At 71.4% G+C, this 22293-nt stretch carries 22 protein-coding genes and 1 pseudogene; 11 read left to right on the forward strand and 12 right to left on the reverse strand.

Going from position 1 to position 22293, the window contains the following annotated elements:
• Nucleotides 1-120: 120 nt before the first annotated feature.
• Together ACZ4SA_RS23970 and ACZ4SA_RS23975 are read left to right on the forward strand one after the other, a co-directional pair.
• Nucleotides 121-768, forward strand: coding sequence for an ATP-dependent Clp protease proteolytic subunit (locus tag ACZ4SA_RS23970; RefSeq protein ID WP_468277946.1), 648 nt, complete (start codon nt 121-123; stop codon nt 766-768).
• Nucleotide 769: 1 nt separating this feature from the next.
• Entirely contained in the window at nt 770-1366 is a 597-nt protein-coding gene (locus ACZ4SA_RS23975; protein ID WP_468277948.1) for a ClpP family protease, read from the forward strand.
• A 15-nt stretch (nt 1367-1381) separates the two neighbouring features.
• Here ACZ4SA_RS23975 and ACZ4SA_RS23980 read toward each other — a convergent pair whose 3' ends face one another.
• The 4 genes and pseudogenes from ACZ4SA_RS23980 to ACZ4SA_RS23995 form a co-directional block, all read right to left on the reverse strand.
• The gene (locus ACZ4SA_RS23980; RefSeq protein ID WP_468277950.1) at nt 1382-1798 is read right to left on the reverse strand and encodes a helix-turn-helix domain-containing protein; all 417 of its coding nucleotides are present in this window, start codon (nt 1796-1798) and stop codon (nt 1382-1384) included.
• 86 nt (nt 1799-1884) lie between these two features.
• Nucleotides 1885-2127: pseudogene (locus ACZ4SA_RS23985) on the reverse strand (DUF1330 domain-containing protein); the annotation flags it as partial.
• Between the two features lie 407 nt (nt 2128-2534).
• On the reverse strand, nt 2535-3803 hold the full coding sequence (locus ACZ4SA_RS23990; RefSeq protein WP_468277952.1) for a L,D-transpeptidase: 1269 nt from the start codon (nt 3801-3803) through the stop codon (nt 2535-2537).
• A gap of 309 nt (nt 3804-4112) precedes the next feature.
• Entirely contained in the window at nt 4113-4502 is a 390-nt protein-coding gene (locus ACZ4SA_RS23995; protein ID WP_468277954.1) for a hypothetical protein, read from the reverse strand.
• 106 nt (nt 4503-4608) lie between these two features.
• On the opposite strand from ACZ4SA_RS23995, the gene ACZ4SA_RS24000 reads away from it, so the two are divergent.
• A complete protein-coding gene (locus ACZ4SA_RS24000) occupies nt 4609-4896 on the forward strand; it encodes a hypothetical protein (RefSeq protein WP_468277957.1) in 288 nt (95 codons plus the stop codon).
• 66 nt (nt 4897-4962) lie between these two features.
• On the opposite strand, the gene hutH is transcribed toward ACZ4SA_RS24000, so the two are convergent.
• The 5 genes from hutH to ACZ4SA_RS24025 all read right to left on the reverse strand — a co-directional run bounded on the left by hutH (nt 4963) and on the right by ACZ4SA_RS24025 (nt 11171).
• Nucleotides 4963-6504: a histidine ammonia-lyase gene (gene hutH / locus ACZ4SA_RS24005; RefSeq protein WP_468278028.1), complete on the reverse strand. Its 1542-nt coding sequence runs from the start codon at nt 6502-6504 to the stop codon at nt 4963-4965.
• 134 nt (nt 6505-6638) lie between these two features.
• Complete coding sequence (locus tag ACZ4SA_RS24010; RefSeq protein WP_468277959.1) at nt 6639-7835, reverse strand: GGDEF domain-containing protein; 1197 nt, start codon at nt 7833-7835, stop codon at nt 6639-6641.
• A gap of 109 nt (nt 7836-7944) precedes the next feature.
• A complete protein-coding gene (locus ACZ4SA_RS24015) occupies nt 7945-8745 on the reverse strand; it encodes an enoyl-CoA hydratase/isomerase family protein (protein WP_468277961.1) in 801 nt (266 codons plus the stop codon).
• A 102-nt stretch (nt 8746-8847) separates the two neighbouring features.
• The gene (locus tag ACZ4SA_RS24020; protein WP_468277963.1) at nt 8848-10149 is read right to left on the reverse strand and encodes an adenylate/guanylate cyclase domain-containing protein; all 1302 of its coding nucleotides are present in this window, start codon (nt 10147-10149) and stop codon (nt 8848-8850) included.
• 164 nt (nt 10150-10313) lie between these two features.
• On the reverse strand, nt 10314-11171 hold the full coding sequence (locus tag ACZ4SA_RS24025; RefSeq protein ID WP_468277965.1) for a biotin--[acetyl-CoA-carboxylase] ligase: 858 nt from the start codon (nt 11169-11171) through the stop codon (nt 10314-10316).
• Between the two features lie 138 nt (nt 11172-11309).
• Between ACZ4SA_RS24025 and ACZ4SA_RS24030 the strand changes: the two genes are divergently transcribed.
• The 4 genes from ACZ4SA_RS24030 (at nt 11310) to ACZ4SA_RS24045 (ending at nt 14462) form a co-directional block, all read left to right on the forward strand.
• On the forward strand, nt 11310-12917 hold the full coding sequence (locus tag ACZ4SA_RS24030; protein WP_468277967.1) for an acyl-CoA carboxylase subunit beta: 1608 nt from the start codon (nt 11310-11312) through the stop codon (nt 12915-12917).
• Between the two features lie 30 nt (nt 12918-12947).
• Nucleotides 12948-13154, forward strand: coding sequence for an acyl-CoA carboxylase epsilon subunit (locus tag ACZ4SA_RS24035; protein WP_468277969.1), 207 nt, complete (start codon nt 12948-12950; stop codon nt 13152-13154).
• Nucleotides 13155-13268: 114 nt separating this feature from the next.
• Entirely contained in the window at nt 13269-13397 is a 129-nt protein-coding gene (gene mmpB, locus ACZ4SA_RS24040) for a morphogenic membrane protein MmpB (protein WP_468277971.1), read from the forward strand.
• A gap of 441 nt (nt 13398-13838) precedes the next feature.
• Nucleotides 13839-14462, forward strand: coding sequence for a nucleoside triphosphate pyrophosphatase (locus ACZ4SA_RS24045; RefSeq protein ID WP_468277973.1), 624 nt, complete (start codon nt 13839-13841; stop codon nt 14460-14462).
• A 60-nt stretch (nt 14463-14522) separates the two neighbouring features.
• Here the strand turns inward: ACZ4SA_RS24045 and ACZ4SA_RS24050 are convergent, their stop codons facing one another.
• Nucleotides 14523-14972, reverse strand: coding sequence for a hypothetical protein (locus ACZ4SA_RS24050; protein ID WP_468277975.1), 450 nt, complete (start codon nt 14970-14972; stop codon nt 14523-14525).
• Between the two features lie 371 nt (nt 14973-15343).
• Here ACZ4SA_RS24050 and ACZ4SA_RS24055 point away from each other — a divergent pair, with 371 nt between their 5' ends.
• Entirely contained in the window at nt 15344-17095 is a 1752-nt protein-coding gene (locus tag ACZ4SA_RS24055) for an acetyl/propionyl/methylcrotonyl-CoA carboxylase subunit alpha (RefSeq protein WP_468277978.1), read from the forward strand.
• Between the two features lie 180 nt (nt 17096-17275).
• Entirely contained in the window at nt 17276-17842 is a 567-nt protein-coding gene (locus ACZ4SA_RS24060) for a TetR/AcrR family transcriptional regulator (RefSeq protein ID WP_468277980.1), read from the forward strand.
• A 29-nt stretch (nt 17843-17871) separates the two neighbouring features.
• Here the strand turns inward: ACZ4SA_RS24060 and ACZ4SA_RS24065 are convergent, their stop codons facing one another.
• Nucleotides 17872-18786 carry a DeoR/GlpR family DNA-binding transcription regulator gene (locus ACZ4SA_RS24065; RefSeq protein ID WP_468277982.1) on the reverse strand — a complete coding sequence of 305 codons (915 nt, stop codon included), beginning with the start codon at nt 18784-18786 and terminating at the stop codon, nt 17872-17874.
• A 144-nt stretch (nt 18787-18930) separates the two neighbouring features.
• Nucleotides 18931-20370: an NAD(P)H-quinone dehydrogenase gene (locus ACZ4SA_RS24070; RefSeq protein ID WP_468277984.1), complete on the reverse strand. Its 1440-nt coding sequence runs from the start codon at nt 20368-20370 to the stop codon at nt 18931-18933.
• Nucleotides 20371-20596: 226 nt separating this feature from the next.
• Here ACZ4SA_RS24070 and ACZ4SA_RS24075 point away from each other — a divergent pair, with 226 nt between their 5' ends.
• Nucleotides 20597-21034, forward strand: a complete 438-nt coding sequence (locus ACZ4SA_RS24075) for a gamma-glutamylcyclotransferase family protein (RefSeq protein WP_468277986.1) — start codon at nt 20597-20599, stop codon at nt 21032-21034.
• Between the two features lie 145 nt (nt 21035-21179).
• Nucleotides 21180-22010: a purine-nucleoside phosphorylase gene (locus ACZ4SA_RS24080; RefSeq protein WP_468277989.1), complete on the forward strand. Its 831-nt coding sequence runs from the start codon at nt 21180-21182 to the stop codon at nt 22008-22010.
• Nucleotides 22011-22293 lie beyond the last annotated feature (283 nt).

The following is a 22293-nucleotide window of genomic DNA, read 5'->3' on the forward strand; positions in this document are numbered from 1 at the left end:
CCGGGGCCTCTGCTAGGAGCGAATCTGCTGCCGGCAGAGGTTTCTGACGCGGCGCCATGTGCGGGCCGACAGTGGGAGGACCGCGGCGACCACCGCCGCGGACCTTCACGAGGAGGCCCGATGTCAGCTCTTTCCCCGTATCCCCATCCACGTGCGGCCGACGAGGACACACCCCCGTCGCGGTTCGACGACCATCTGGCCGCGCAGCTGCTGACGCAGCGGATCGTGTTCCTCGGTACGCAGGTCGACGAGGTGTCCGCGAACCGGGTCTGCGCACAGTTGCTTCTGCTGTCGGCGGAGGACCCGCGGACCGACATCAGCCTCTACATCAACAGCCCCGGCGGTTCGGTGACGGCCGGGCTGGCGATCTACGACACGATGCGGCTGATCCCCAACGACGTGTCGACGCTCGCCATGGGATTCGCGGCGAGCATGGGGCAGTTCCTGCTCACCGTGGGCACGGCGGGCAGGCGTTTCGCGCTGCCGAACGCGCGGATCATGATGCACCAGCCGTCGGCCGGCATCGGCGGGACCGCCGCCGACATCGCGATCCAGGCCGAGAACCTCGAGTTCACGAAGAAGGCCGTCGAAAGGATCACGGCGGAGCACACCGGTCAGTCCGAGGAGACGGTCTCGCGCGACGGCGACCGCGACCGGTGGTTCACGGCGGATCAGGCGAAGGAGTACGGCATGGTCGATCACGTCGTCGAGTCGCTCGAGGACGTCCGGCCCGCCGGGCCCCGGCGGCGTATCGGACTGGGGGGCTGACATGGGCCAGTACACGATCCCGAACGTCGTCGAGCGCACCGCGCAGGGCGAGCGGTCCTACGACGTGTTCAGCCGGCTGCTGTCCGAGCGGATCATCTTCATCGGCACGGAGATCGACGACGGCGTCGCGAACGTCGTCATCGCGCAGCTGCTCCACCTGGAGTCGTCGAGCCCGGACACGGAGATCGCGATCTACATCAACTCGCCGGGTGGCTCGTTCACTTCGCTGATGGCGATCTACGACACGATGACCTTCGTCCGCGCGCCGATCTCCACCTTCTGTGTCGGCCAGGCGGCCTCGACCGCCGCGGTGCTCCTGGCCGGCGGCGACCCCGGCCGGCGGTACGTCCTGGAGCATGCGCGGGTGCTGCTGGGGCAGCCCGCGAGCGGCGGCAGGCAGGGCACGGTCTCGGACCTCAGCCTCCAGGCCAAGGAGATGCTCCGGATCCGCTCCCAGGTGGAGGAGGTGCTGTCCCGGCACACGCACCACGACGTGGCCGCCCTGCGCGCCGACATGGACCGCGACAAGGTCTTCACGGCGCACGAGGCGGTGGCGTACGGGCTGGCCGACGAGGTGCTCAGCCGCCGGCTGGTGTGACGGCCGGCCGGCGTGTCACGCGGCGAGGCGTACGTCGCCCTGCCGCGTGGTCCCCGCGGTCCGGCCGAGCCGGGTGGTGGTGGACCGGACGGGGCGTACGAGTTCCCGGTGGGAGAGGGCGAGCAGATCCGCGAGCCCGAACCCCAGCGCGTGCGCGGCGGCCGCGAGGACCTCTGAGGATGCCTCCTTGCGGCCGCGCTCGAGCTCGGAGAGGTACGGGACGGAGATCCGCGCGGCGTCTGCCACGTCCTTGAGGGTGCGCTCCTGCGCGAGCCGCTCGCGCCGCAGGACGCCGCCGACGATGTCCCGCCACAGGGGTTCCCTCGCGGGGGTGGGGGATGCCGGGGCGGGAGTCGCCGGGGCGGCCGGGGCGGCGGCCGAAGCCGGGCGCAGAGGGATGACACGGGCGCGGTTCGTCTCGTGGCTGCTCACCCCCTCAGCCTAGGAGCGTCGCAATCGCCTTGCGAGCAGGCGGCGTTGCGCCGGGGGCGAAATCGTCCGGGCGCGGGGCCGCCCCCTCAGCGCCCGGCGGCGACCGAGCCGTCCCGCGCCGCCCTCATACGAGCCGCGGTGCGGGCGGGGTCGTAGCCGGGCGGGACGCCGTCGACGAGGACCACGTCGCCGGTCATGTGGCGGGTCCGCAGCGGGATGAGCTCCTGGTAGGCGTCGGACGCGTACCAGTCGCGGCCCTCGTCGATGCTGGGGAACCCGATGACGACCAGGGCGCCCGGCCACTGCCCCTCGACCATTTCGAGGGTCGCCCCATGGAGTACGGGAGGTGGCCACGACGGTCGCCGACGAGAACGGCCCCATGCTGGCCGTCAACGAACGACTCGGCTACGTGCACGGTCCGGGCGTTGACGGAGGACGAGAGAAGCCTGCCCTTGGTCTCGACCCGCCCCGGCGCGGGCACATGCCCGGGCAGATCCACGAGGTGCGCGGCCCGTACGGCGGCATGCCAGGCGTCGACGGCGGAGCCGGAGGGCGGTGCGGGAAGGGGGGTGATCGTCATGCCGGGACGGTACGTCCCCGACCTGCCCGGCCGCTCGGAAATCAGGCACCGCCCGGAGTGGAGCCGCCGATGTCTCCGGCCACCGCGGTCTCCGAGGGAAAACGACGGTGGCGGCACCCGTCGCGGGTGCCGCCACCGTGAAGGACGCGGGACGGGTCAGACGGCGGAGCCGGCCTTCCACTGCGCCCAGCCCAGGTTCCAGCCGTTCAGGCCGTTGTCCGGCTTGATGGTGGTGTCCTTGGAGTTCTTGACGATCACCACATCGCCGACGATCGAGTTGTTGTAGAACCAGGCGGCCGGCTGGTTCGGGTCGCCGGCGCCCTTGACGTCGTTCAGGCCGACACAACCGTGGCTGGTGTTGGCGCCGCCGAAGACCGAGTCGGGGCCCCAGTAGTTGCCGTGGATGAACGTGCCCGACGTGGACAGCCGCATGGCGTGCGGGACGTCCTTGATGTCGTACTCGCCCTTGCCGTCGTCGTCGGTGAAGCCGACCGTCGCGCCGTTCATCCGGGTCTCCTTGAACTTCTCGGAGATCACCATCTGACCGTTGTACGTCGGGTTCTCCGGTGAACCGGCGGAGATCGGGATGGTCTTGACGACCTTGCCGTCCTGAGTGACCGTCATCGACTTCTTGGCGACGTCGACGGTGGAGACCTGGTTGCGGCCGATCTTGAACGTGACCGTCTTCTGCTGGACACCGTAGACGCCCTCGGCACCCTGGACCCCGTCGAGCTCGAGCTTCAGGCTGACGGTCGAGCCCTCGGTCCAGTACTGGTCCGGGCGGAAGTCAAGGCGCTGGCTGTTGAACCAGTGGCCGACGACCTCCTGGCCGGTGCTGGAGGACACGGTGATGCCCGACTGGACGGCCTTGCGGTCGGTGATCGGCTTGTTGAAGTTGATCGAGACCGGCATGCCGACGCCGACGGTGGAGCCGTCCTCCGGCGTGAAGTTGCCGATGAAGCTGTTGTCGGGCGAGACGGTCGTGAACGACGCGTTCTCGTGAGCCTCGAGTCCCGCCGCGTCCTTCGCCGTGGCGGAGATCTTGTACGTGGTCGAGCGCTCGAGCTGACCGTCCGGCTTCCAGCTCTTGCCGTCGGCGGCGAGCGTGCCGGGGACGGCCGTGCCGTCGGCGGTGGTCATCTCGACCTCGGTCAGCGTGCCGTCGCTGACCGTGACCCTGGCGGCGTTGTTGATGCTCGCGTTGTCGGCGCCGTTCTTCGGCGAAATCGCTATTCGCGCCTTGGAGACTTCCTTGGCCGCCGCCTCGTCGATCTGGGCCTGTGACGTCTTCGACTTGTCCGAAGCGGCCGATGCCTCGTCGTCCCCGCCACTGCAGGCCGACAGGGCCAGCACGCCCCCGAGCACGGCGGACGCGACCTTCAGGCCGGTGCGCCGCTTGCTGTCCGTCATCACACGCTTCTCCATCGTTGCCGAGACCCTGACCAACCACTATGGACAACCCCATTTCAGGGCATCCGGTTCCACATCGGGTAAGGATGTGGGGAACAACACTCACCAACACGGCCTGTCCGGACGGCGGACAGGCCGCTCGCCGGACGCGCCACGCCCCGAACTGATCGACGCCGACGGGCCCGCATCGGTTGCAGTACCCGCAGACCGGTTTCCCCATTTCCGATTGTCGTCCTTCTCACCACGGCACGGCCACGACCGCGCCCCGGTTCGCCTGCCCGGCGATCCGGGACCGAAGCCTCTCGTGTCTCCGACCGGGCAGGCCTACGGGTTGCGGCCGTCGCCACCGTTCATGTCCAGCAGCGGGTAACCGTCCGGACCGCCCTCGTAACCATCGTCCTCGTCGTCCTCGTCACCCAGGTCCCATTCATCGGAATCGGGGTCGTAGTCGATCTCCTCGCTGCTCCACGACGCCTGAGCGAGATCGATCCCCGGCACCTCGCCGACCAGGTCGAACGGGTCCACGAGATAGGCGAGGGCCTCCGCGTCGTCCTCCCGGACCGCGGAGCTCGCATGGGCGCGCTCCTCGTCGGGCATGAGCTCGTCCTCCGCGATCTTCTCCAGCGCCGCGCCGGTCAGCGCCCCGGAGTCCTGAACCTCGAGTACCAATTCCACTCGTAGCCGCACATAGCGTGATGTCTCAGAAGTGGTCATACGACGGAGAGTAGGGCCCCCGAGGCCGTGGCTTCCCGCGACCCGCTGCTTTCACTAGCATCAGCCCACCGGCCAATTCGAGGATTCCTCAAGGAGGATCGACTCCGTGTCCGTCGCACGTCGACCGCTGCTCACCGCCACTGCCGCAGGGACGCTGCTGTGTGCGCTGTGGTTCGTTCCCTCGGCGAACGCGACCGCCGAGAGACAGGGCGCGCAGCAGTCCGCCGGCAGCTCCGCCGCCGCCCCGCAGACCGCGGGAGAGCAGAAACTGCTCCTGGCCCGCACGGGCAGCGTGGACACCACGCCCTATGTGATCGGCGGCACCACATTCGTCGGGATCGGGGCGGGTCTCGTCGCGTACTCGACGCGCAGGCGCGTGCCCTCCGCCGTCTGAGACCCCTGACACGCAGCAGACCGCCCCCCGCCGTCTCGGCGGGGGGGCGGCCTCGGCGTTACGGGGTCAGGCCAGCGGACCGGTCACCGGCTCCACCGCCGCAAGGAGCTTCCCGTCCCGTACGAACGTGTCCGCGGCCGCCAGGTCGGGCGCGAGGAAACGGTCCTCCCCCGGGCCCTGCACGCCCGCCGCACGCAGCGCCTCGATCGCGGCCTGCGAAGCGGGGGCCGGGGTGAGGTGGCGGCGCAGTTCGATCGCGCGGGTCGCCGCGTACAGCTCCACCGCGATGACGCGTGTCAGGTTGTCGACGGCGGCGCGCAGCTTGCGGGCCGCCGACCAGCCCATCGACACGTGGTCCTCCTGCATGGCGGAGGACGGGATGGAGTCCGCGGAGGCGGGGACGGCGAGGCGCTTCATCTCGCTGACGAGGGCCGCCTGCGTGTACTGGGCGATCATCAGGCCCGAGTCGACGCCGGCGTCGTCGGCGAGGAACGGCGGCAGGCCGTGGCTGCGGTTCTTGTCGAGGAGCCGGTCGGTGCGGCGCTCGGCGATGGAGCCGAGGTCCGCGACGGCGATCGCGAGGAAGTCCAGGACGTAGGCGACGGGCGCGCCGTGGAAGTTGCCGTTGGACTCCACTCGGCCGTCGGGAAGCACGACAGGGTTGTCGACTGCCGAGGCGAGCTCGCGTTCGGCGACCATGCGGGCGTGCGCCATGGTGTCGCGTCCGGCGCCCGCGACCTGCGGGGCGCAGCGCACCGAGTAGGCGTCCTGGACGCGGGGCGCCTCCTCCTCCTGGAAGTGGCCGGTGAGCCCGGAGCCCTTGAGGACGGCGAGCATGTTCGCGGCGGACGCACCCTGGCCGGGGTGGGGCCGGATGGCGTGCAGCTCGGGGGCGAGGACCTTCTCGGTGCCGAGCAGGGCCTCCAGGGACAGGGCCGCGGTGATGTCGGCGGACTTGTAGAGGCGCTCGAGGTCGGCGAGGGCCATGACCAGCATGCCGAGCATGCCGTCGGTGCCGTTGAGGAGCGCGAGGCCTTCCTTCTCGCGGAGCTCGACGGGCGCGATGCCGTGCTCCGCGAGCAGCTCGCCGGCGGGGCGCACGGTGCCGTCTAGGCCCTCCGCGTCGCCCTCGCCCATGAGCGTCAGGGCGCAGTGGGACAGCGGTGCGAGGTCTCCGGAGCAGCCAAGGGAGCCATACTCGTGGACGACGGGGGTGATGCCCGCGTTCAGCACGTCCGCCATGGTCTGCGCGACCTCGGGGCGTACGCCGGTGCGGCCGGAGCACACGGTCTTCAGGCGCAGGAACATCAGCGCGCGCACGACCTCGCGCTCGACCCGCGGGCCCATGCCGGCGGCGTGCGAGCGCACGATGTTGCGCTGGAGCTGGGCGCGGAGCTCGGGGCTGATGTGACGGGTGGCAAGGGCTCCGAATCCGGTGGAGACGCCGTAGACGGGCTCGGGCTTGGCGGCCAGCGCGTCCACGATCCCGCGGGCCGCGGCGAGGGCTGCGACGGCCTCGGCGGAGAGCTCGACACGGGCTCCGCGGCGGGCCACGGCGACGACGTCGTCGGCGGTGGTACCGGACGTCCCCACCACGACAGTTTGCATATCCATATTCAGCAGCGTACGGACTGAATCCAAACCTGTCACCACTGGAGGCCGACCCGACCCCTTACCCATCCGGTGCCGCTTACGCATCCGGTGCCGCACTCACGGCTCGCCCCACGCCTCCCGCGCCGCACTCACGGCTCGCTCCACGGCTCCTCCACGGCCTCCTCCGGGCGCGCGTCCCGGAAACGGCGACGGTCGCGCGGGGAGCGCGGCGGGGAGTCGGCGAGCCGCATCACCGTGCCGTCGCGGCCCGCGACCACCGGCTTGAGGGAACGGGCCGCCTTCGCCCGGTACTGGGCCGCGTCCGCCAGCCGGAAGAGCCGCCGGGCCGAGTGCACCTGCCCGATCGGGTCGCCGGTCGACGCCACACCACAGGCGACACCCTCGCCGATCTCCAACTCCTTCGCCCTGGTGCACAGTTCGTCGGCCACGCCCACCACTTCGTCGGCGGTGGGCCCCACTGCCACCAGACAGAACTCGTCCCCGCCCAGACGGGCCGCCAGCGCGCCGGGCAGCATCGCCCCGCACAGCGACAGGACCGAACCGAACCGCTCCAGCAGGCGGTCCCCGACCGCGTGGCCCTGGGTGTCGTTCACCTGCTTGAGCCCGTTGACGTCGCACACGACGAGGCTGGCCACCGCGCCCTCCGCCCGATGCTGCTCCAGCGCCTCGTCGAGTCGCGTGTCGACCGCGCGGCGGTTGGCGAGGCCGGTCAGCGGATCGGTGAACGCGAGCCTGCGGACCTCCTCGAGCCGCTCCGTCTGGGCGATCCCCGCGGCGACGACGGACGCCAGAACCGTCGCGAAGTCGGCGTCGTCCCGGTCGAACACCGGCGCCTCCTGCGGCCGGGCCACATACAGCTCGCCCCACGCCCTGCCGTGCAGCACGATCGGCGCGACGACGCAGCATCCGCGGCCGCGGCGGCGGAGCGCCGCCACGCGCTGGCGGCAGTAGCTGTGACCCGGAGACGCGTGACCCACCGCGGTCTCCACCCAGGCTCCCCCCCAGCGCTCCGCGTGCGGGAGGGGCCCCCACTCACCGCCGCCCGCCCAACGCTCGTGCAGGAACTCGGTGATCTCGGGGAAGCGGTTCACCGGGTACGTCTCCGACTCGGGGAACTCCTCCTCGTCCGGAACTCGTTCACCCGCGTTGACGAGCACCCGCAACCGCCCGCGCTCGCGTTCCCACACGGAGAGCGCCGAGAACGATCCGGCGAGCGCACCGCACGCGCCGAGAGCCGCCGCCCGCCAGCAGTCACGCGGGGTCTGGGCGGCGGCCATCGCCTGAGCCAGCGCCACCACGGACCGCAACCGCCCATCCACAGCCATCCACCCAGCTTAGGGAGGTTTCAGGCGATTTGATCAGTTGGAGTGGACCGAGCCGGTCGCGCGTCCGCCGATCCCCCTGTCACGCGCTCCCGCCCCTTCGCTCAGCCGCTCACTCGCCGGGCCACTGCGGCTTGCGCTTCTCGTTGAAGGCGGCCACACCCTCCGCCCGATCACCGGAGAACGCGGTGGCCCGCCACGCGGCGTCCTCGACCTCGAGACCGGCCCGCAGGTCCAGTCCCTGCCCGAGCCGCATGGCCTTCTTCGCGTTGCGCAGGCCGACCGGCGAGTTCACGGCGATCCGGCCGGCGAGCGCGAGCGCCTCCGTACGGGCGTCCTCCGCGAGGATGTCGACGAGCCCCAACTCCCGCGCCTCCCCCGCTTCCACGCGCCGCGCGCTGAACACGAGCTCGGCGGCACGGGCGGCCCCGACCCGGCGCGGCAGCAGCTGCGTACCGCCACCGCCGGGGATGACGCCGACGGACACCTCGGGCAGACCCACGACGGCGGTCGCGTCGGCGACGATCACATCGCAGGACAGCGCCAGCTCGAACCCCCCACCGAGCGCGAACCCGTGCACGGCGGCGACCGTCGGCATGGGCAGCTCCAGCACACCGGTGTAGGCGGCACGTGCGGTGGGCCGCTGCCGGACCAGCTCGGCGTCGGAGAAGGAGTTGCGCTCCTTGAGGTCGGCGCCGACGCAGAAGGCGCGCTCGCTGCTCGACGCGACGACGGTCACCCGCACGTCCCGGTCCGCGGCGAGCTCGTCGCAGGCGGCCCCGATGGAGCGGGCCATCTCGGTGGAGACGGCGTTCATGGCCTTGGGCCGATCGAGGACGAGCTCGGCGACATGGCCCTGCTCGTGCCTGCGCACGACGACGAACTCCCCGAACCGCTGCTCGGACTCCGACATGGCACCCTCCCGGTTAACGATGGTTCACCGGGATCATAGGCCGGGCCCGATTCCCCCATCGGCCCGACGGCCGACAAAGTCGGGCCCGCCCGCCTCACCGCCTCACGACGGCCGACGCGACAGCAGCCACGGCTCGACGACGCCCAGGCCGCGCACCGGCCGCTGCCACATCGGCTGCAGCGCGAAGCGGTACGTGGGGACCTCGCGGCCCTCCTTCTCCGCCTTCACCGCCTCCTCCGCGGCCTCCGCCTCGGACGCCGGCGCGTCGCCGGTCCTGATCAGCTCCTCCGCCAGCGCCCCGTCCACCAGCACGGCGTCCTTCGGCGCTATCGACGTCAGCCTGCTGGCCAGGTTGACCGTCGTGCCGAAGACGTCGCCCATCCGCGTGGTGACCGTTCCGAAGGCGATGCCGACCCGCAGTGCGGGCATCGACTCGTCGTCCGTCATCGTCTCGATGAGCCGCAGCGCGATCTCCGCCGCGGTGCCCGCGTCGTCCGCCGCGTACAGCACCTCGTCGCCGAGGGTCTTGATCAGCCTGCCGCTGTGCGCCGCCACCAGGTCCGCGCAGGTGGTCTCGAAGGACTCGACGAGCTCGCCGAGCTCCTCCTCCTCCAGGCGGCGGGTGAGCCGGGTGAAGCCGACCAGGTCGGCGAAGCCGACGGCGAGACGGCGGTCGACCATCTCCTCGTCGTCCGCGGCCTGCACGACGCGTCCGGTCGCCGCGGCCAGCTGCCGCCGCCAGACGTAGACGAGGAACTCCTCGAGCTCGGGCAGGAGCAGCTCGACCAGGGGGTAGGTGACCTCGGTGCGGGTCATACCGGGCTCGGGCGGCTCGGTCAGGCCCTCCAGGAAGGAGTCGATCTGCCAGTCGGCCAGTCGGGCGGTGGTCTGGCCGGTCGAGCGGGCCACCTGGACCGCCATCGGCTCGCTGAGCAGGCCCGCCTCGACGAGACCGGCGAGCCGTCGCAGGGCGAGCACGTCCGCCTCGGTGAGCGCTTTCGCCTGCCCGATGTCGGCGAAGCCCATGGCCCGCCAGAAGCGGGCGGCGAGCTCCATGGACACACCGGCGGTGCGGGCGGCCTGGAAGGCGGTGTAGCGCCGCTCGGCGCCGAGGATCAGATGTTCCAGCCGTATCGCCAGCGGATCGTCGGAGGGCTCCGCCGTGTGGTCGACCTCGTGATGGGGCGTGGGGTGCACCGCGCCGGAGGCCCCGGACGACCCGGAACCGGAGGCCCCCCCGGACGCCCCCGAACCGGAGGCCTCAGGCGACCCGGAAGAGGCACCGGAGGAACCGGAGGACGACCCTGTGGGCCCGGATTGCCCCGGTGACGAGGCGGACGCGCCGGAAGAGCCGTCGGACGGCGGCTGCGCGCCCGCGCCGGAAGTGGTGTCGTCGACGGTCACCAGCCGCCTCCTGCCCGTTCCCTGCGCAATGCCCTGCCGATCTGTCGCTCGATCGCCTCAACGATACGGCAGGTGTGCCCTGGCTCACGTCCCGACGGCCGGGCCGGTTCGTCCGGGGCCGCCGTCCACCGCTGCCGGGGCGGTCGGTCCCGCTGCCCGGACTCTCAGTCCGACGGCAGCAGATGCACGATGTCGCCCGCGCTCACCGGGTGCCGCTGCCCGTCCTGCGTTGCCAGCACCAGCCTGCCGTCGCCGTCGAGGGCGACGGCCTCGCCGGTCACGGCCGTGCCGCCGGGCAGCTCGGCCCGCACCTGGCGCCCCAGGGTCGCGCAGCCTGCCGCGTACGCCTCCTGCAGGCCGCAGGCGGCGGGGTCGCCGCCTGCCGCGCGCCAGTCGGTGTACCACTTCTCCAGGGAGCGCAGCACGGCCCGCAGCAGCGGGTCGCGGTCGGTGGACACGGCGTTCGCGAGGCCGAGGGAGCCGGCCGCGGGTACGGGCAGCTCGTCGGCGCGAAGGGAGACGTTGATGCCGATGCCGAGCACCACCGCGTCGTCTCCGGCCCGCTCGGCGAGGATGCCGCCGGTCTTGCGCTCCTCGCCGTCGACGGTGACCAGCAGGTCGTTGGGCCATTTGAGGGACATGTCGACGCCCGCGGCCCGCGCCAACCCGGTCGCGGCGGCGACCCCGGCGAGCAGCGGCAGCCAGCCCCAGCGCGCCGCGGGCACACCGGGGCCTGGCCGCAGCAGCACGGAGAAGAAGAGTCCGGAGCGCGCGGGCGCGCTCCAGGTGCGGTCGAGCCTGCCCCGCCCCGCGGTCTGTTCCTCGGCGACCAGCACCGCACCCTCCGGCAGCGCGGCCGCCCGGGCCGCAAGGTCGGAGTTGGTGGAGCCGGTGGCGGCCACCACCTCGAGCGAGGTCCACAGGCCGCCGGGGACGACGATGCCGCGACGCAGCGCGAGGATGTTCAGAGGGGGCCGGTCCAGGTCGGACCAGCGGCTGTCGGGCGCATTGGGAGGCGTCATGCAAGCCAGATTAGGTGTGGCCAACGCCGCACTGCCGAACGGTATGCGCGCCGATACGCTACGGGTCAGTAGCAACCGATCGTCAACACGTACGTCCCCGTAAGCCGTCCCCGTGAGCAGCCAGGGAGCCGCATCCCGATGTCCGAGCCGGAAGAGATCGCCCTCTCACCTGACCCGAGCAGCCACACCACCGCAGGAAAGATCGCGGATCTTCAGCGCCGTATCGAAGAGGCGACGCACGCCGGCTCCGCCCGCGCAGTGGAAAAGCAGCACGCCAAAGGCAAGTTGACGGCCAGGGAGCGGATCGACCTGCTCCTCGACGAGGGCTCCTTCGTGGAGCTGGACGAGTTCGCCCGCCACCGTTCGACCAATTTCGGCCTGGAGAAGACCCGGCCGTACGGCGACGGTGTCGTCACCGGCTACGGCATGGTCGACGGCCGTCCCGTCGCCGTCTTCTCGCAGGACTTCACCGTCTTCGGCGGTGCTCTCGGCGAGGTGTTCGGACAGAAGATCATCAAGGTGATGGACTTCGCGCTGAAGACCGGCTGCCCGGTCATCGGCATCAACGACTCCGGCGGCGCCCGCATCCAGGAGGGCGTCAGCGCGCTGGGCATGTACGGCGAGATCTTCCGCCGCAACACGCACGCCTCCGGCGTCATCCCCCAGATCTCGCTGGTCGTCGGCCCCTGCGCGGGCGGCGCGGTCTACTCCCCCGCGATCACCGACTTCACGGTGATGGTCGACCAGACCTCGCACATGTTCATCACCGGCCCGGACGTCATCAAGACCGTGACCGGTGAGGACGTCGGCTTCGAGGAACTCGGCGGCGCCCGCACCCACAACACCACCTCCGGTGTCGCCCACCACATGGCGGGCGACGAGAAGGACGCGATCGAGTACGTCAAGTCCCTGCTGTCGTACCTGCCGTCCAACAACCTTTCCGAGGCGCCCTCGTTCCCCGAGGAGGCGGACACGGCGATCAGCGACGAGGACCGCGAGCTGGACACGCTCATCCCGGACTCGGCGAACCAGCCGTACGACATCCGCACCGTCATCGAGCATGTCGTCGACGACGGCGAATTCTTCGAGACGCAGGCGATGTTCGCACCGAACATCACCACCGGCTTCGGGCGGGTCGAGGGCTACCCCGTCGGCATCGTCGCCAACCAGCCGATGCAGTTCGCCGGCTGTCTGGACATCAACGCCTCGGAGAAGGCCGCGCGTTTCGTGCGCACCTGCGACGCGTTCAACGTCCCGGTGCTGACGTTCGTCGACGTGCCCGGCTTCCTGCCCGGCGTCGACCAGGAGTACGGCGGCATCATCCGCCGCGGCGCCAAGCTGATCTACGCGTACGCGGAGGCGACCGTCCCGCTGATCACGGTGATCACCCGCAAGGCGTTCGGCGGCGCTTACGACGTCATGGGCTCCAAGCACCTGGGCGCCGACCTCAACCTCGCCTGGCCGACCGCACAGATCGCGGTCATGGGCGCGCAGGGCGCGGTGAACATCCTGCACCGCCGCGCCATCGCGGCCGAGGCCCCGGAGAACCAGGAGGCCACCCGGGCCCGCCTGATCCAGGAGTACGAGGACGCGCTGCTCAACCCGTACACGGCGGCGGAGCGCGGCTACATCGACGGGGTGATCATGCCGTCCGAGACGCGGGCGCAGATCGTGAAGGGCCTGCGCCAGCTCCGTACCAAGCGGGAGAGTCTGCCGCCGAAGAAGCACGGGAACATTCCCCTGTAGGGCTCCGAGGCACGAGGAAGGGACGCGACGATGATCAGGGTCGTACGAGGAAACCCGACCCCCGAGGAGCTGGCTGCCGCACTGGCGGTGGTCCAAGCCCGGGCCGCGGCGCTCCAAGGCGCCACGGCCGGGGGTCCCCCGCTGCCGGAGGGCTGGTCGGACCCGGCGCGCATCGCCCGCAGCAACAGGCCCCTGCCGGGTCCGCGGGCGTGGGCGCGCAGCTACTGGCCGGTCTGAGCGTGACGTGAAGGCCGGGCCCTTGATGAAGGGCCCGGCCTTCACGCCGCTGGTTCGTGGTTTGAGTACGCGTACTCAGGCGCGTGCGACGTCCTCGCCAGCACCATCGAAGGCATGCTGTGGTCCGACCCCAAGAACGAGCCCCCCAAGGAACTCCGCGACGTGCAGGCAATGCTGCGCCGCGCGGGCCTGCTGCTGGCGCTGGCGATGCTGGTGGCCATGCTCGCGGCGGGCCTGCGGTAGCAACGGGCCGCAACGTCAGCCTCGCCGACGACTGGGACACCTCCCGCCCCGCCGGCGATCGAGGCACGGGCGCGCTCCCAGCCCCGCCGGCGATCGAGGGCCCAGAGGCACTCCCAGCCTCACACCCGCCCAAGGCACAGGGCACTCTCAGCCTCGCACCCGCCCGAAGCCCCGGCGCACATCCAACCCCGCCGGCCCTCGAAGGCCCACGGGCACTCCCAGCCTCACACCCGCCCAAGGCCCCGGCGCACATCCAGCCCCGCCGGCGATCGAGGCCCAGAGGCACTCCCAGCCCCGCCGGCGATTGAGGCGCGGGGTGCGGGGCGGAGCCCTGACGGGCGGGCCAAGGCCCACCGGCCAAGACGGGGGCCGGGTCCGGGCGGAGCCCGGTTCGGGAAGGGGCGGGGTGGGGAAAAAGCACCGCCGCCTACGATGACCACCATGACCCCGCCCCGCCCCCGCCCCCGCCTCGTACTCGCCTCCGCCTCCCCCGCGCGCCTCAACCTGCTCCGGCAGGCCGGCCTCGCGCCCGAGGTGATCGTGAGCGGCGTCGACGAGGACGCCATCGACGCGCCGACGCCCACCGAGCTCGCCCTGATGCTCGCCGAGGCGAAGGCCGCGGCCGTCGCCGCGCGGCCCGAGGCCGCCGGCGCGCTGCTGATCGGCTGCGACTCCGTCCTGGAACTCGACGGTGAGGCGCTCGGCAAGCCCGCGGACGCCGAGGAGGCGACCGCCCGCTGGAAGGCGATGCGCGGCCGGGCGGGCGTGCTGCAGACGGGGCACTGCGTGATCGACACGGCGACCGGACGCCGGGCGTCGGCGACCGCGTCCACCGTCGTGCGGTTCGGCGAGCCGACGGACGCCGAGATCGCGGCGTATGTCGAGAGCGGCGAACCACTGCACGTGGCGGGCGCGTTCACGCTCGACGGCCGCTCGGCACCGTTCATCGACGGCATCGACGGCGACCCGGGCAATGTCATCGGCCTCTCGCTGCCCTTGCTCCGTACGCTCCTCGCCGAGCTGGGCTTCTCGATCACCGACCTCTGGGCCGATCCCGCCGCCTGAGCCACCGGCCCCGTCGGCAACCGCCGCAGTCTCGGCCCAGCCGACGCCGCCCCCGACATCTCACGCCGGCGACGCCGCCCCGCCCACCGGCGGCACCGCCGATCCGTCCTCCCCGTCGACGTCCCGCGACGGCCGCTCCTGCCCGTACGCGATCAGCGACGCCACGAGCAGCCCGAGCACCACCATCATCCAGGCGAACGCGGTCCATCCGACCAGGCCCACCGTCAGAGCGCCCAGCACTCCATGCAGGACCGCCAGGCCGATGAGCAGGATGCGGGTGAAGCGGCCGGGCGCCCGGTCGCGTATCGCCACCACCAGCAGCAGGACTCCGCACAGCGCGAGGAGCAGGCCGGTCCCGATCCCCAGTCCCCAGGTCGCGGTCACCATCACGTCCGGGTCCAGGCCGTCCAGGGACATCCGCTGGGCATCGACGAAGGTGGCCATGATGCCGTTGAGCACGACGATGCCGACGGCCTCCACCAGCAGGACAAGCGCAGCCACTACGGCCACCGGTCTGCGCACCACGGCGCCCCCAACCCTGTGTGTACCGGAAGTACGTACGACAGCCGCGAGGCTACTGACCGGTAAACGCTGCGACAAGAGCCGCGGCACGCTCGGTCTCAGGGCAAAGAATCATTGGGCCATTCGTAGGGACTCCACAAAGAAACCCATTCGGCCGCTGGCCTCGCAGACAGAGACCTTGACCACACCTGAGGGCTACTGTGCGGGAGAGGAACCCGTCGTACCGTGGTGCGACAAGGGATTTCGCGATCGAGCGAGCCTCGAATCACGCTCCGTGTGGGCAAGCTCACCATTGGGGACGGGTCGAAAGGCCGTGTCGGCAGTCCCTAAACTCAGCTTGTTTCAAGGAGGGAGCCATCGTGCGCAAGGTGCTCATCGCCAACCGTGGCGAAATCGCTGTCCGCGTTGCCCGTGCCTGCCGGGACGCCGGGATCGCGAGCGTAGCCGTCTACGCCGATCCGGACCGGGACGCTCTGCATGTCCGCGCGGCCGACGAAGCGTTTGCCCTGGGCGGTGACACCCCGGCCGCCAGCTATCTGGACATGGCCAAGGTGCTTCAGGCCGCAGCCGATTCGGGAGCGGACGCCGTCCACCCCGGATACGGTTTCCTGTCCGAGAACGCCGAGTTCGCTCAGGCGGTCATCGACGCGGGCCTGACCTGGATCGGTCCGCCGCCGCAGGCGATCCGCGACCTGGGTGACAAGGTCGCCGCCCGCCATATCGCACAGCGCGCCGGTGCGCCGCTGGTCGCGGGTACGCCCGACCCGGTCTCGGGGGCCGACGAGGTCGTCGCGTTCGCCAAGGAGCACGGCCTGCCGATCGCGATCAAGGCCGCCTTCGGCGGTGGCGGTCGCGGCCTGAAGGTCGCCCGCACCCTCGAAGAGGTGCCCGAGCTGTACGACTCCGCGGTGCGCGAGGCCGTCGCCGCCTTCGGGCGCGGCGAGTGCTTCGTCGAGCGCTACCTCGACAAGCCGCGTCACGTCGAGACCCAGTGCCTCGCCGACTCGCACGGCAACGTGGTGGTCGTCTCCACGCGTGACTGCTCGCTGCAGCGCCGCCACCAGAAGCTGGTCGAGGAGGCTCCGGCGCCGTTCCTGTCACAGGCTCAGAACGCCGAGCTGTACCGGGCGTCGAAGGCCATCCTCAAGGAGGCCGGTTACGTCGGCGCCGGCACCGTCGAGTTCCTGGTCGGCCTCGACGGCACGATCTCCTTCCTGGAGGTCAACACCCGTCTTCAGGTCGAGCACCCGGTCACCGAAGAGGTCACCGGCATCGACCTGGTCCGCGAGATGTTCCGTATCGCCGACGGCGAGGAGCTGGGTTACGACGACCCGGCGGTGCGCGGCCACTCGTTCGAGTTCCGCATCAACGGCGAGGACCCGGGCCGGGGCTTCCTCCCCGCCCCCGGCACCGTCACCACCTTCGCCGCGCCCAGCGGCCCGGGTGTGCGTCTGGACGCGGGCGTCGAGTCCGGCTCCGTGATCGGCCCGGCGTGGGACTCCCTCCTCGCCAAGCTGATCGTGACCGGCGCGACGCGCGAGCAGGCGCTGCAGCGCGCCGCGCGTGCGCTTGCGGAGTTCCAGGTCGAAGGCATGGCGACGGCGATCCCGTTCCACCGCGCGGTCGTGGCCGACCCGGACTTCACGGCGGACCCGTTCCGGATCCACACCCGGTGGATCGAGACCGAGTTCGTCAACGAGATCAAGCCCTTCGCCGCCCTCGGGGACGCGGAGGAGGACGAGTCCGGCCGCGAGACGATCGTGGTCGAGGTCGGCGGCAAGCGCCTCGAGGTGTCGCTGCCGTCCTCGCTCGGCATGACGCTGGCGCGCACCGGCCTCGCGGCGGGTGCCAAGCCGAAGCGCCGGGCCGCGAAGAAGTCGTCGTCGGCCGCGTCCGGCGACACCCTCGCCTCCCCGATGCAGGGCACGATCGTCAAGGTCGCGGTCGAGGAGGGTCAGGAGGTCAAGGAGGGCGACCTCGTCGTCGTCCTCGAGGCGATGAAGATGGAGCAGCCGCTGAACGCACACCGCTCCGGCACGGTCAAGGGCCTCGCGGTCGAGATCGGCGCGTCCCTCACCTCCGGCGCAACGATCTGCGAGATCAAGGACTGACACCTCGATCTGCTCGATCCGGGCATCGGCCAAGGGCCCACGGCATCCGTGCTGTGGGTCCTTCGTCATGGGTGTGGCGCTGATGTCCCGGCGTCCGTACCGGCGAGGGCACTGCCCCCACAACCCCCACAGCCGGTCCGCCCGCCCGCCCGCCCAGGATCTTCCGGCATCCTTGACGGCGTGACCGACACCAGGCCCAAGCGCGCCGACGCGCGCCGCAACTACGAACGACTGCTGACCGAGGCGCGCGCCACCTTCGCGGAGCGCGGGACCGACGCGTCGCTCGAGGAGATTGCGCGCCGCTCGGGCGTGGGCATCGGCACCCTGTACCGCCACTTCCCGAATCGCCACGCCATGATGAACGCCGTCTTCCAGGAGGCGCTCGCCGCGCTGCTGGAGCGCTCGCACGAACTGGCGGGCGCGGAGCAGCCGTGCGGGGCGCTGGTGGAGTGGCTGCGCGCCCTCGTCACCCACGCGGGTGAGTACCGCGGCCTGGCCCGCGCGCTGATGTCGGCGTCCCACGACGAGACCTCGGCCCTCACGGCCTGCAGCGTCCCCCTCCGCCAGGCCGGCGAACGACTGCTCGTCCGGGCTCAGGAGGCTGGCTCGGTCCGGGCCGATGTCTCGATCGCCGACCTGATGCAACTGACGAACGCGATCGCTCTGGCGGCGGAGCAAGCCCCGGAGGACCCGGAGTTGGCGGACCGCCTGCTGACGCTGACCCTGCGCGGCCTGCGCGCGGACTAGCCTCCTCAGCCCCCGGGGGTACGGGCGGCTCAGCGGCGGCGGAGGTCCGCCACGCGGGGGCGTTCCGGGAGCGCCTCGGAAGGCAGCGCGCTGCGAAGGCCCGCGCGGGTGCGCCGCTGACCGGGAAGCGGTACGTCATGCCGCGGCCCGGCCGCCGCACCCCCGCCGCCCGCAACGGCGATCTGCACTCCCTGATCGGCCAGCGCCTGCAGCTCCGTGGCCGCCCGGTCGTCGTGCGCCGGCGGCTCGTCCGTCACGAGACGCGTGATCACATCCGTCGGCACCGTCTGGAACATCGTGTCCGTGCCGAGCTTGGTGTGGTCCGCCAGGACCACGACCTCCGCCGCCGCCTGGACCAGCGCCCGGTCCACGCTCGCCGAGAGCATGTTGGAGGTGGACAGGCCGCGCTCGGCCGTGAGCCCGCTCCCGGACAGGAACGCGCGGGAGACCCGCAGTCCCTGCAGGGACTGCTCCGCACCGCTGCCCACCAGCGCGTAATTGGAACCGCGCAGTGTCCCGCCCGTCATGACGACTTCGACCCGGTTGGCATGCGCCAGCGCCTGCGCGACCAGCAGCGAGTTGGTGACCACGGTCAGTCCGGGAACGCGCGCGAGCCGGCGGGCCAGCTCCTGCGTCGTCGTTCCGGCGCCGACCACGATGGCCTCGCCCTCTTCGACGAGGGCCGCCGCGAGATCGGCGATGGCCGTCTTCTCGGCGGTCGCGGACAGGGATTTCTGCGGGAAGCCGGACTCGCGGGTGAACCCGCCCGGCAATACCGCACCGCCGTGCCGGCGGTCGAGGAGTCCTTCTGCCTCCAGCGCCCGCACGTCCCGCCGTACGGTCACTTCGGAGGTCTGGACGACGCGGGCGAGCTCACGGAGCGACACGGCTCCGTTGGCGCGCACCATTTCGAGGATCAACTGGCGACGTTCTGCAGCGAACACAGAACTGACAGTAACCCCACTGCTCGTCAGTTTTCAGCTCCATGTGCCGAAAAGCGGAAATTGCGCACTTAAGAGGCCGCCAACTGATATAGGCGGCCCCAAAGTTGATCGCCCACTGCGTGGAGTGCCCGGGGTTCGCCGGGTTCAGCCCTCGCCTGCCGTCTTCCGGGTGTGCAACTGGCGTGCCACCTCGGCGATCGACCCCGACAGAGACGGGTACACGGTGAAGGCGTTTGCGATCTGTTCGACCGTCAGGTTGTTGTCGACCGCGATCGAGATGGGGTGGATCAGTTCCGACGCGCGGGGCGAGACGACCACGCCGCCGACAACGATCCCCGTGCCCGGACGGCAGAAGATCTTGACGAAGCCGTCCCTGATGCCCTGCATCTTGGCCCGGGGGTTGCGCAGCAGCGGCAGCTTGACGACTCGGGCGTCGATCTTGCCCGCGTCGACGTCCGCCTGGCTGTAACCGACGGTCGCGATCTCGGGGTCGGTGAAGACGTTGGAGGACACGGTCTTCAGGTTCAGCGGGGCGACCGCGTCGCCGAGGAAGTGGTACATCGCGATCCGGCCCTGCATCGCGGCGACCGACGCCAGCGCGAAGATGCCCGTGACGTCACCGGCCGCGTACACACCCGGCGCCGACGTGCGCGACACCCTGTCGGTCCAGATGTGGCCGGAGTCCTTCAGCCGGACCCCGGCCCCCTCAAGACCCATGCCGGCCGTGTTCGGGATGGCACCGACCGCCATGAGGCAGTGCGTGCCGGAGATGACCCGGCCGTCGGAGAGCGTGACCTCCACCCGATCGCCGACGCGCTTGGCGGACTCGGCACGGGAGCGGGCCATGACGTTCATGCCGCGGCGGCGGAAGACGTCTTCGAGGACGGCGGCGGCGTCGGGGTCCTCGCCGGGCAGCACGCGGTCACGGGAGGAGACGAGGGTGACCCGGGAGCCGAGCGCCTGGTACGCGCCCGCGAACTCGGCACCCGTCACACCGGAGCCGACCACGATGAGCTCCTCGGGGAGCTCGTCGAGGTCGTACACCTGCGTCCAGTTGAGGATGCGCTCGCCGTCGGGCTTGGCGTCGGGGATCTCGCGCGGGTGGCCGCCGGTCGCGATCAGCACGGCGTCGGCGACGAGCGTCTCCTCCGTGCCGTCGGCCGCTCGCACGATCACCTTGCGGGAGCCGTCCGTCGCCTGCTGCCCGTCGAGCCGGCCGCGGCCGCGCACGACGCGTGCGCCTGCCCGGGTGACGGACGCGGTGATGTCGTGGGACTGGGCGAGCGCGAGACGCTTGACGCGTCGGTTGACCTTGCCGAGGTCGACGCCGACGACGCGGGCGGCCTGCTCGATGTGCGGGGTGTCGTCGGCCACGATGATGCCGAGCTCCTCGTAGGAGGAGTCGAAGGTCGTCATCACCTCGGCGGTGGCGATCAGGGTCTTCGACGGTACGCAGTCGGTGAGCACCGACGCCCCGCCCAGACCGTCGCAGTCGACGACGGTCACCTCCGCGCCGAGCTGGGCGCCCACGAGGGCCGCCTCATATCCGCCGGGTCCGCCACCGATGATCACGATCCGGGTCACGAAAAAGTCCGCCTCGCATTGTCGATCCCGGCCCGCCTGCCCGCTCTGCCGGGGGTCCGGGGGTGCCCCCGGGGGAATGCAGTACGTACTTCATTGTCCCGCATCGTTCAGGCGTTCTCCCTCCGGGGGCTCCCTACGGCCGCGACCACGGAAGTTGTCATGTCCAAGGCCCGCTGGGCTCCGTCGAGCGGGCAGTTTCTCGCCCCCCTCCCGTACCCTCGACCCCATGTCGCTCTACGCCGCGTACGCCGGCAACCTCGACGCGCGGCTGATGTCCCGCCGCGCACCGCACTCACCGCTGCGCGGGACAGGCTGGCTGAACGGCTGGCGGCTGACCTTTGGCGGCGAGCAGATGGGCTGGGAGGGCGCGCTCGCCACGATCGTGGAGGCGCCACGCTCACAGGTTTTCGTCGCGCTGTACGACATCGCCCCGATGGACGAGGACTCCATGGACCGCTGGGAGGGCGTCGGCCTCGACATATACCGGCGCATGCGGGTCCGTGTGGACACGCTGGACGGCGAGGAGCCGGCCTGGACGTATGTGCTGAACGCGTACGAGGGCGGCCTGCCGTCCGCCCGCTACCTGGGCGAGCTCGCGGACGCGGCGGAATCGGCGGGAGCGCCGCACGACTACGTGATGGAGCTGCGCAAGCGCCCCTGCTAGGGCTGCGCCCCGGAGTGCCACGCCGCTTCGGGGGGTCCGTCACACCGCTTCCCCCTGCTTTCGTCGGAAACGACAAGACAACGATCCGAAGACCGTGGGCTGAGGCATCTACGCGCGTAGGACTTCACGGGTTACCCTCGTCCGCGTGAACGCATCTGTGAATCCGGACCTCGTCGGCGCACTGGCCGACCCCCACGCCGCGGCCGACGCCGCCGCCGCGCGCCTGCGCGAGCTGACCGGCACCGAGACCCACGACGTCGCACTGGTGATGGGCTCCGGCTGGGCTCCGGCCGTCGACGCGCTCGGCACTCCCGAGGCCGAGTTCCCCGTCACCGAGCTGCCCGGCTTCCCGCCGCCGGCGGTCGAGGGCCACGGCGGCAGGATCCGCTCGTACCGCATCGGTGCGAAGCGCGCGCTGGTCTTCCTCGGCCGTACGCACTTCTACGAGGGCCGCGGCGTCGCGTCCGTCGCCCACGGGGTGCGCACCGCGGTCGCCGCGGGCTGCAAGACCGTGGTGCTGACCAACGGCTGCGGAGGACTGCGCGAGGGCATGCGCCCGGGCCAGCCGGTGCTGATCAGCGACCACATCAACCTGACGGCGGCGTCGCCGATCCTCGGCGCGAACTTCGTGGACCTGACGGACCTCTACTCGCCGCGGCTGCGGGCGCTGTGCAAGGAGGTGGACGCGACGCTGGAGGAAGGCGTCTACGTCCAGTTCCCCGGCCCGCACTACGAGACCCCGGCCGAGATCAACATGGTCCGTGTCATGGGCGGCGACCTGGTCGGCATGTCGACGGTCCTCGAAGCGATCGCGGCCCGCGAGGCCGGCGCGGAGGTGCTGGGCATCTCCCTGGTCACCAACCTGGCGGCGGGCCTGTCGGGCGAGCCGCTGAACCACGAGGAAGTGCTCCAGGCGGGCCGGGACTCGGCGGCGCGGATGGGCGAGCTTCTGACGCGGGTGCTGGAACGCATCTGAGGCGCGTGAGGGCCGGCGGCCGGCGGGTGGTGCCGTTACGGGGACGTTGCCCGTGCACCCGGTGCTCGACGAGTCCGGTGCCTGCCGAGCGAGGGCCCGGCGGGGGCGACGCGGTGGCGTTGCGGGGCTACGGCCCCGAGCGTCCGGGCCTCGACCGGCCCCGTTACCTCCCGGGCGCCGGGCGTGGCCGGCGGCCGGCCGGGCGGCGTCGACCCAGGAGCGGAGCGCCGGGCGGGGGCCCGGTAAGCGCGAGGCGGTGTCGTCGCGGGGGCTTTGCCCCCCG

The sequence above is a fragment of the Streptomyces sp. NPDC027962 genome (genome assembly GCF_055566095.1).

Bases quoted from the DNA above. Each gene is read 5' to 3' on its own strand.
- ACZ4SA_RS23970 (WP_468277946.1), top strand. From the start codon at position 121: ATGTCAGCTCTTTCCCCGTATCCCCATCCACGTGCGGCCGACGAGGAC.
- ACZ4SA_RS23975 (WP_468277948.1), top strand. From the start codon at position 770: ATGGGCCAGTACACGATCCCGAACGTCGTCGAGCGCACCGCGCAGGGC.
- ACZ4SA_RS23990 (WP_468277952.1), bottom strand. From the start codon at position 3,803: ATGGAGAAGCGTGTGATGACGGACAGCAAGCGGCGCACCGGCCTGAAG.
- ACZ4SA_RS23995 (WP_468277954.1), bottom strand. From the start codon at position 4,502: ATGACCACTTCTGAGACATCACGCTATGTGCGGCTACGAGTGGAATTG.
- hutH (WP_468278028.1), bottom strand. From the start codon at position 6,504: ATGCAAACTGTCGTGGTGGGGACGTCCGGTACCACCGCCGACGACGTC.
- ACZ4SA_RS24010 (WP_468277959.1), bottom strand. From the start codon at position 7,835: ATGGCTGTGGATGGGCGGTTGCGGTCCGTGGTGGCGCTGGCTCAGGCG.
- ACZ4SA_RS24015 (WP_468277961.1), bottom strand. From the start codon at position 8,745: ATGTCGGAGTCCGAGCAGCGGTTCGGGGAGTTCGTCGTCGTGCGCAGG.
- ACZ4SA_RS24025 (WP_468277965.1), bottom strand. From the start codon at position 11,171: ATGACGCCTCCCAATGCGCCCGACAGCCGCTGGTCCGACCTGGACCGG.
- ACZ4SA_RS24030 (WP_468277967.1), top strand. From the start codon at position 11,310: ATGTCCGAGCCGGAAGAGATCGCCCTCTCACCTGACCCGAGCAGCCAC.
- ACZ4SA_RS24035 (WP_468277969.1), top strand. From the start codon at position 12,948: ATGATCAGGGTCGTACGAGGAAACCCGACCCCCGAGGAGCTGGCTGCC.
- mmpB (WP_468277971.1), top strand. From the start codon at position 13,269: ATGCTGTGGTCCGACCCCAAGAACGAGCCCCCCAAGGAACTCCGCGAC.
- ACZ4SA_RS24045 (WP_468277973.1), top strand. From the start codon at position 13,839: ATGACCCCGCCCCGCCCCCGCCCCCGCCTCGTACTCGCCTCCGCCTCC.
- ACZ4SA_RS24075 (WP_468277986.1), top strand. From the start codon at position 20,597: ATGTCGCTCTACGCCGCGTACGCCGGCAACCTCGACGCGCGGCTGATG.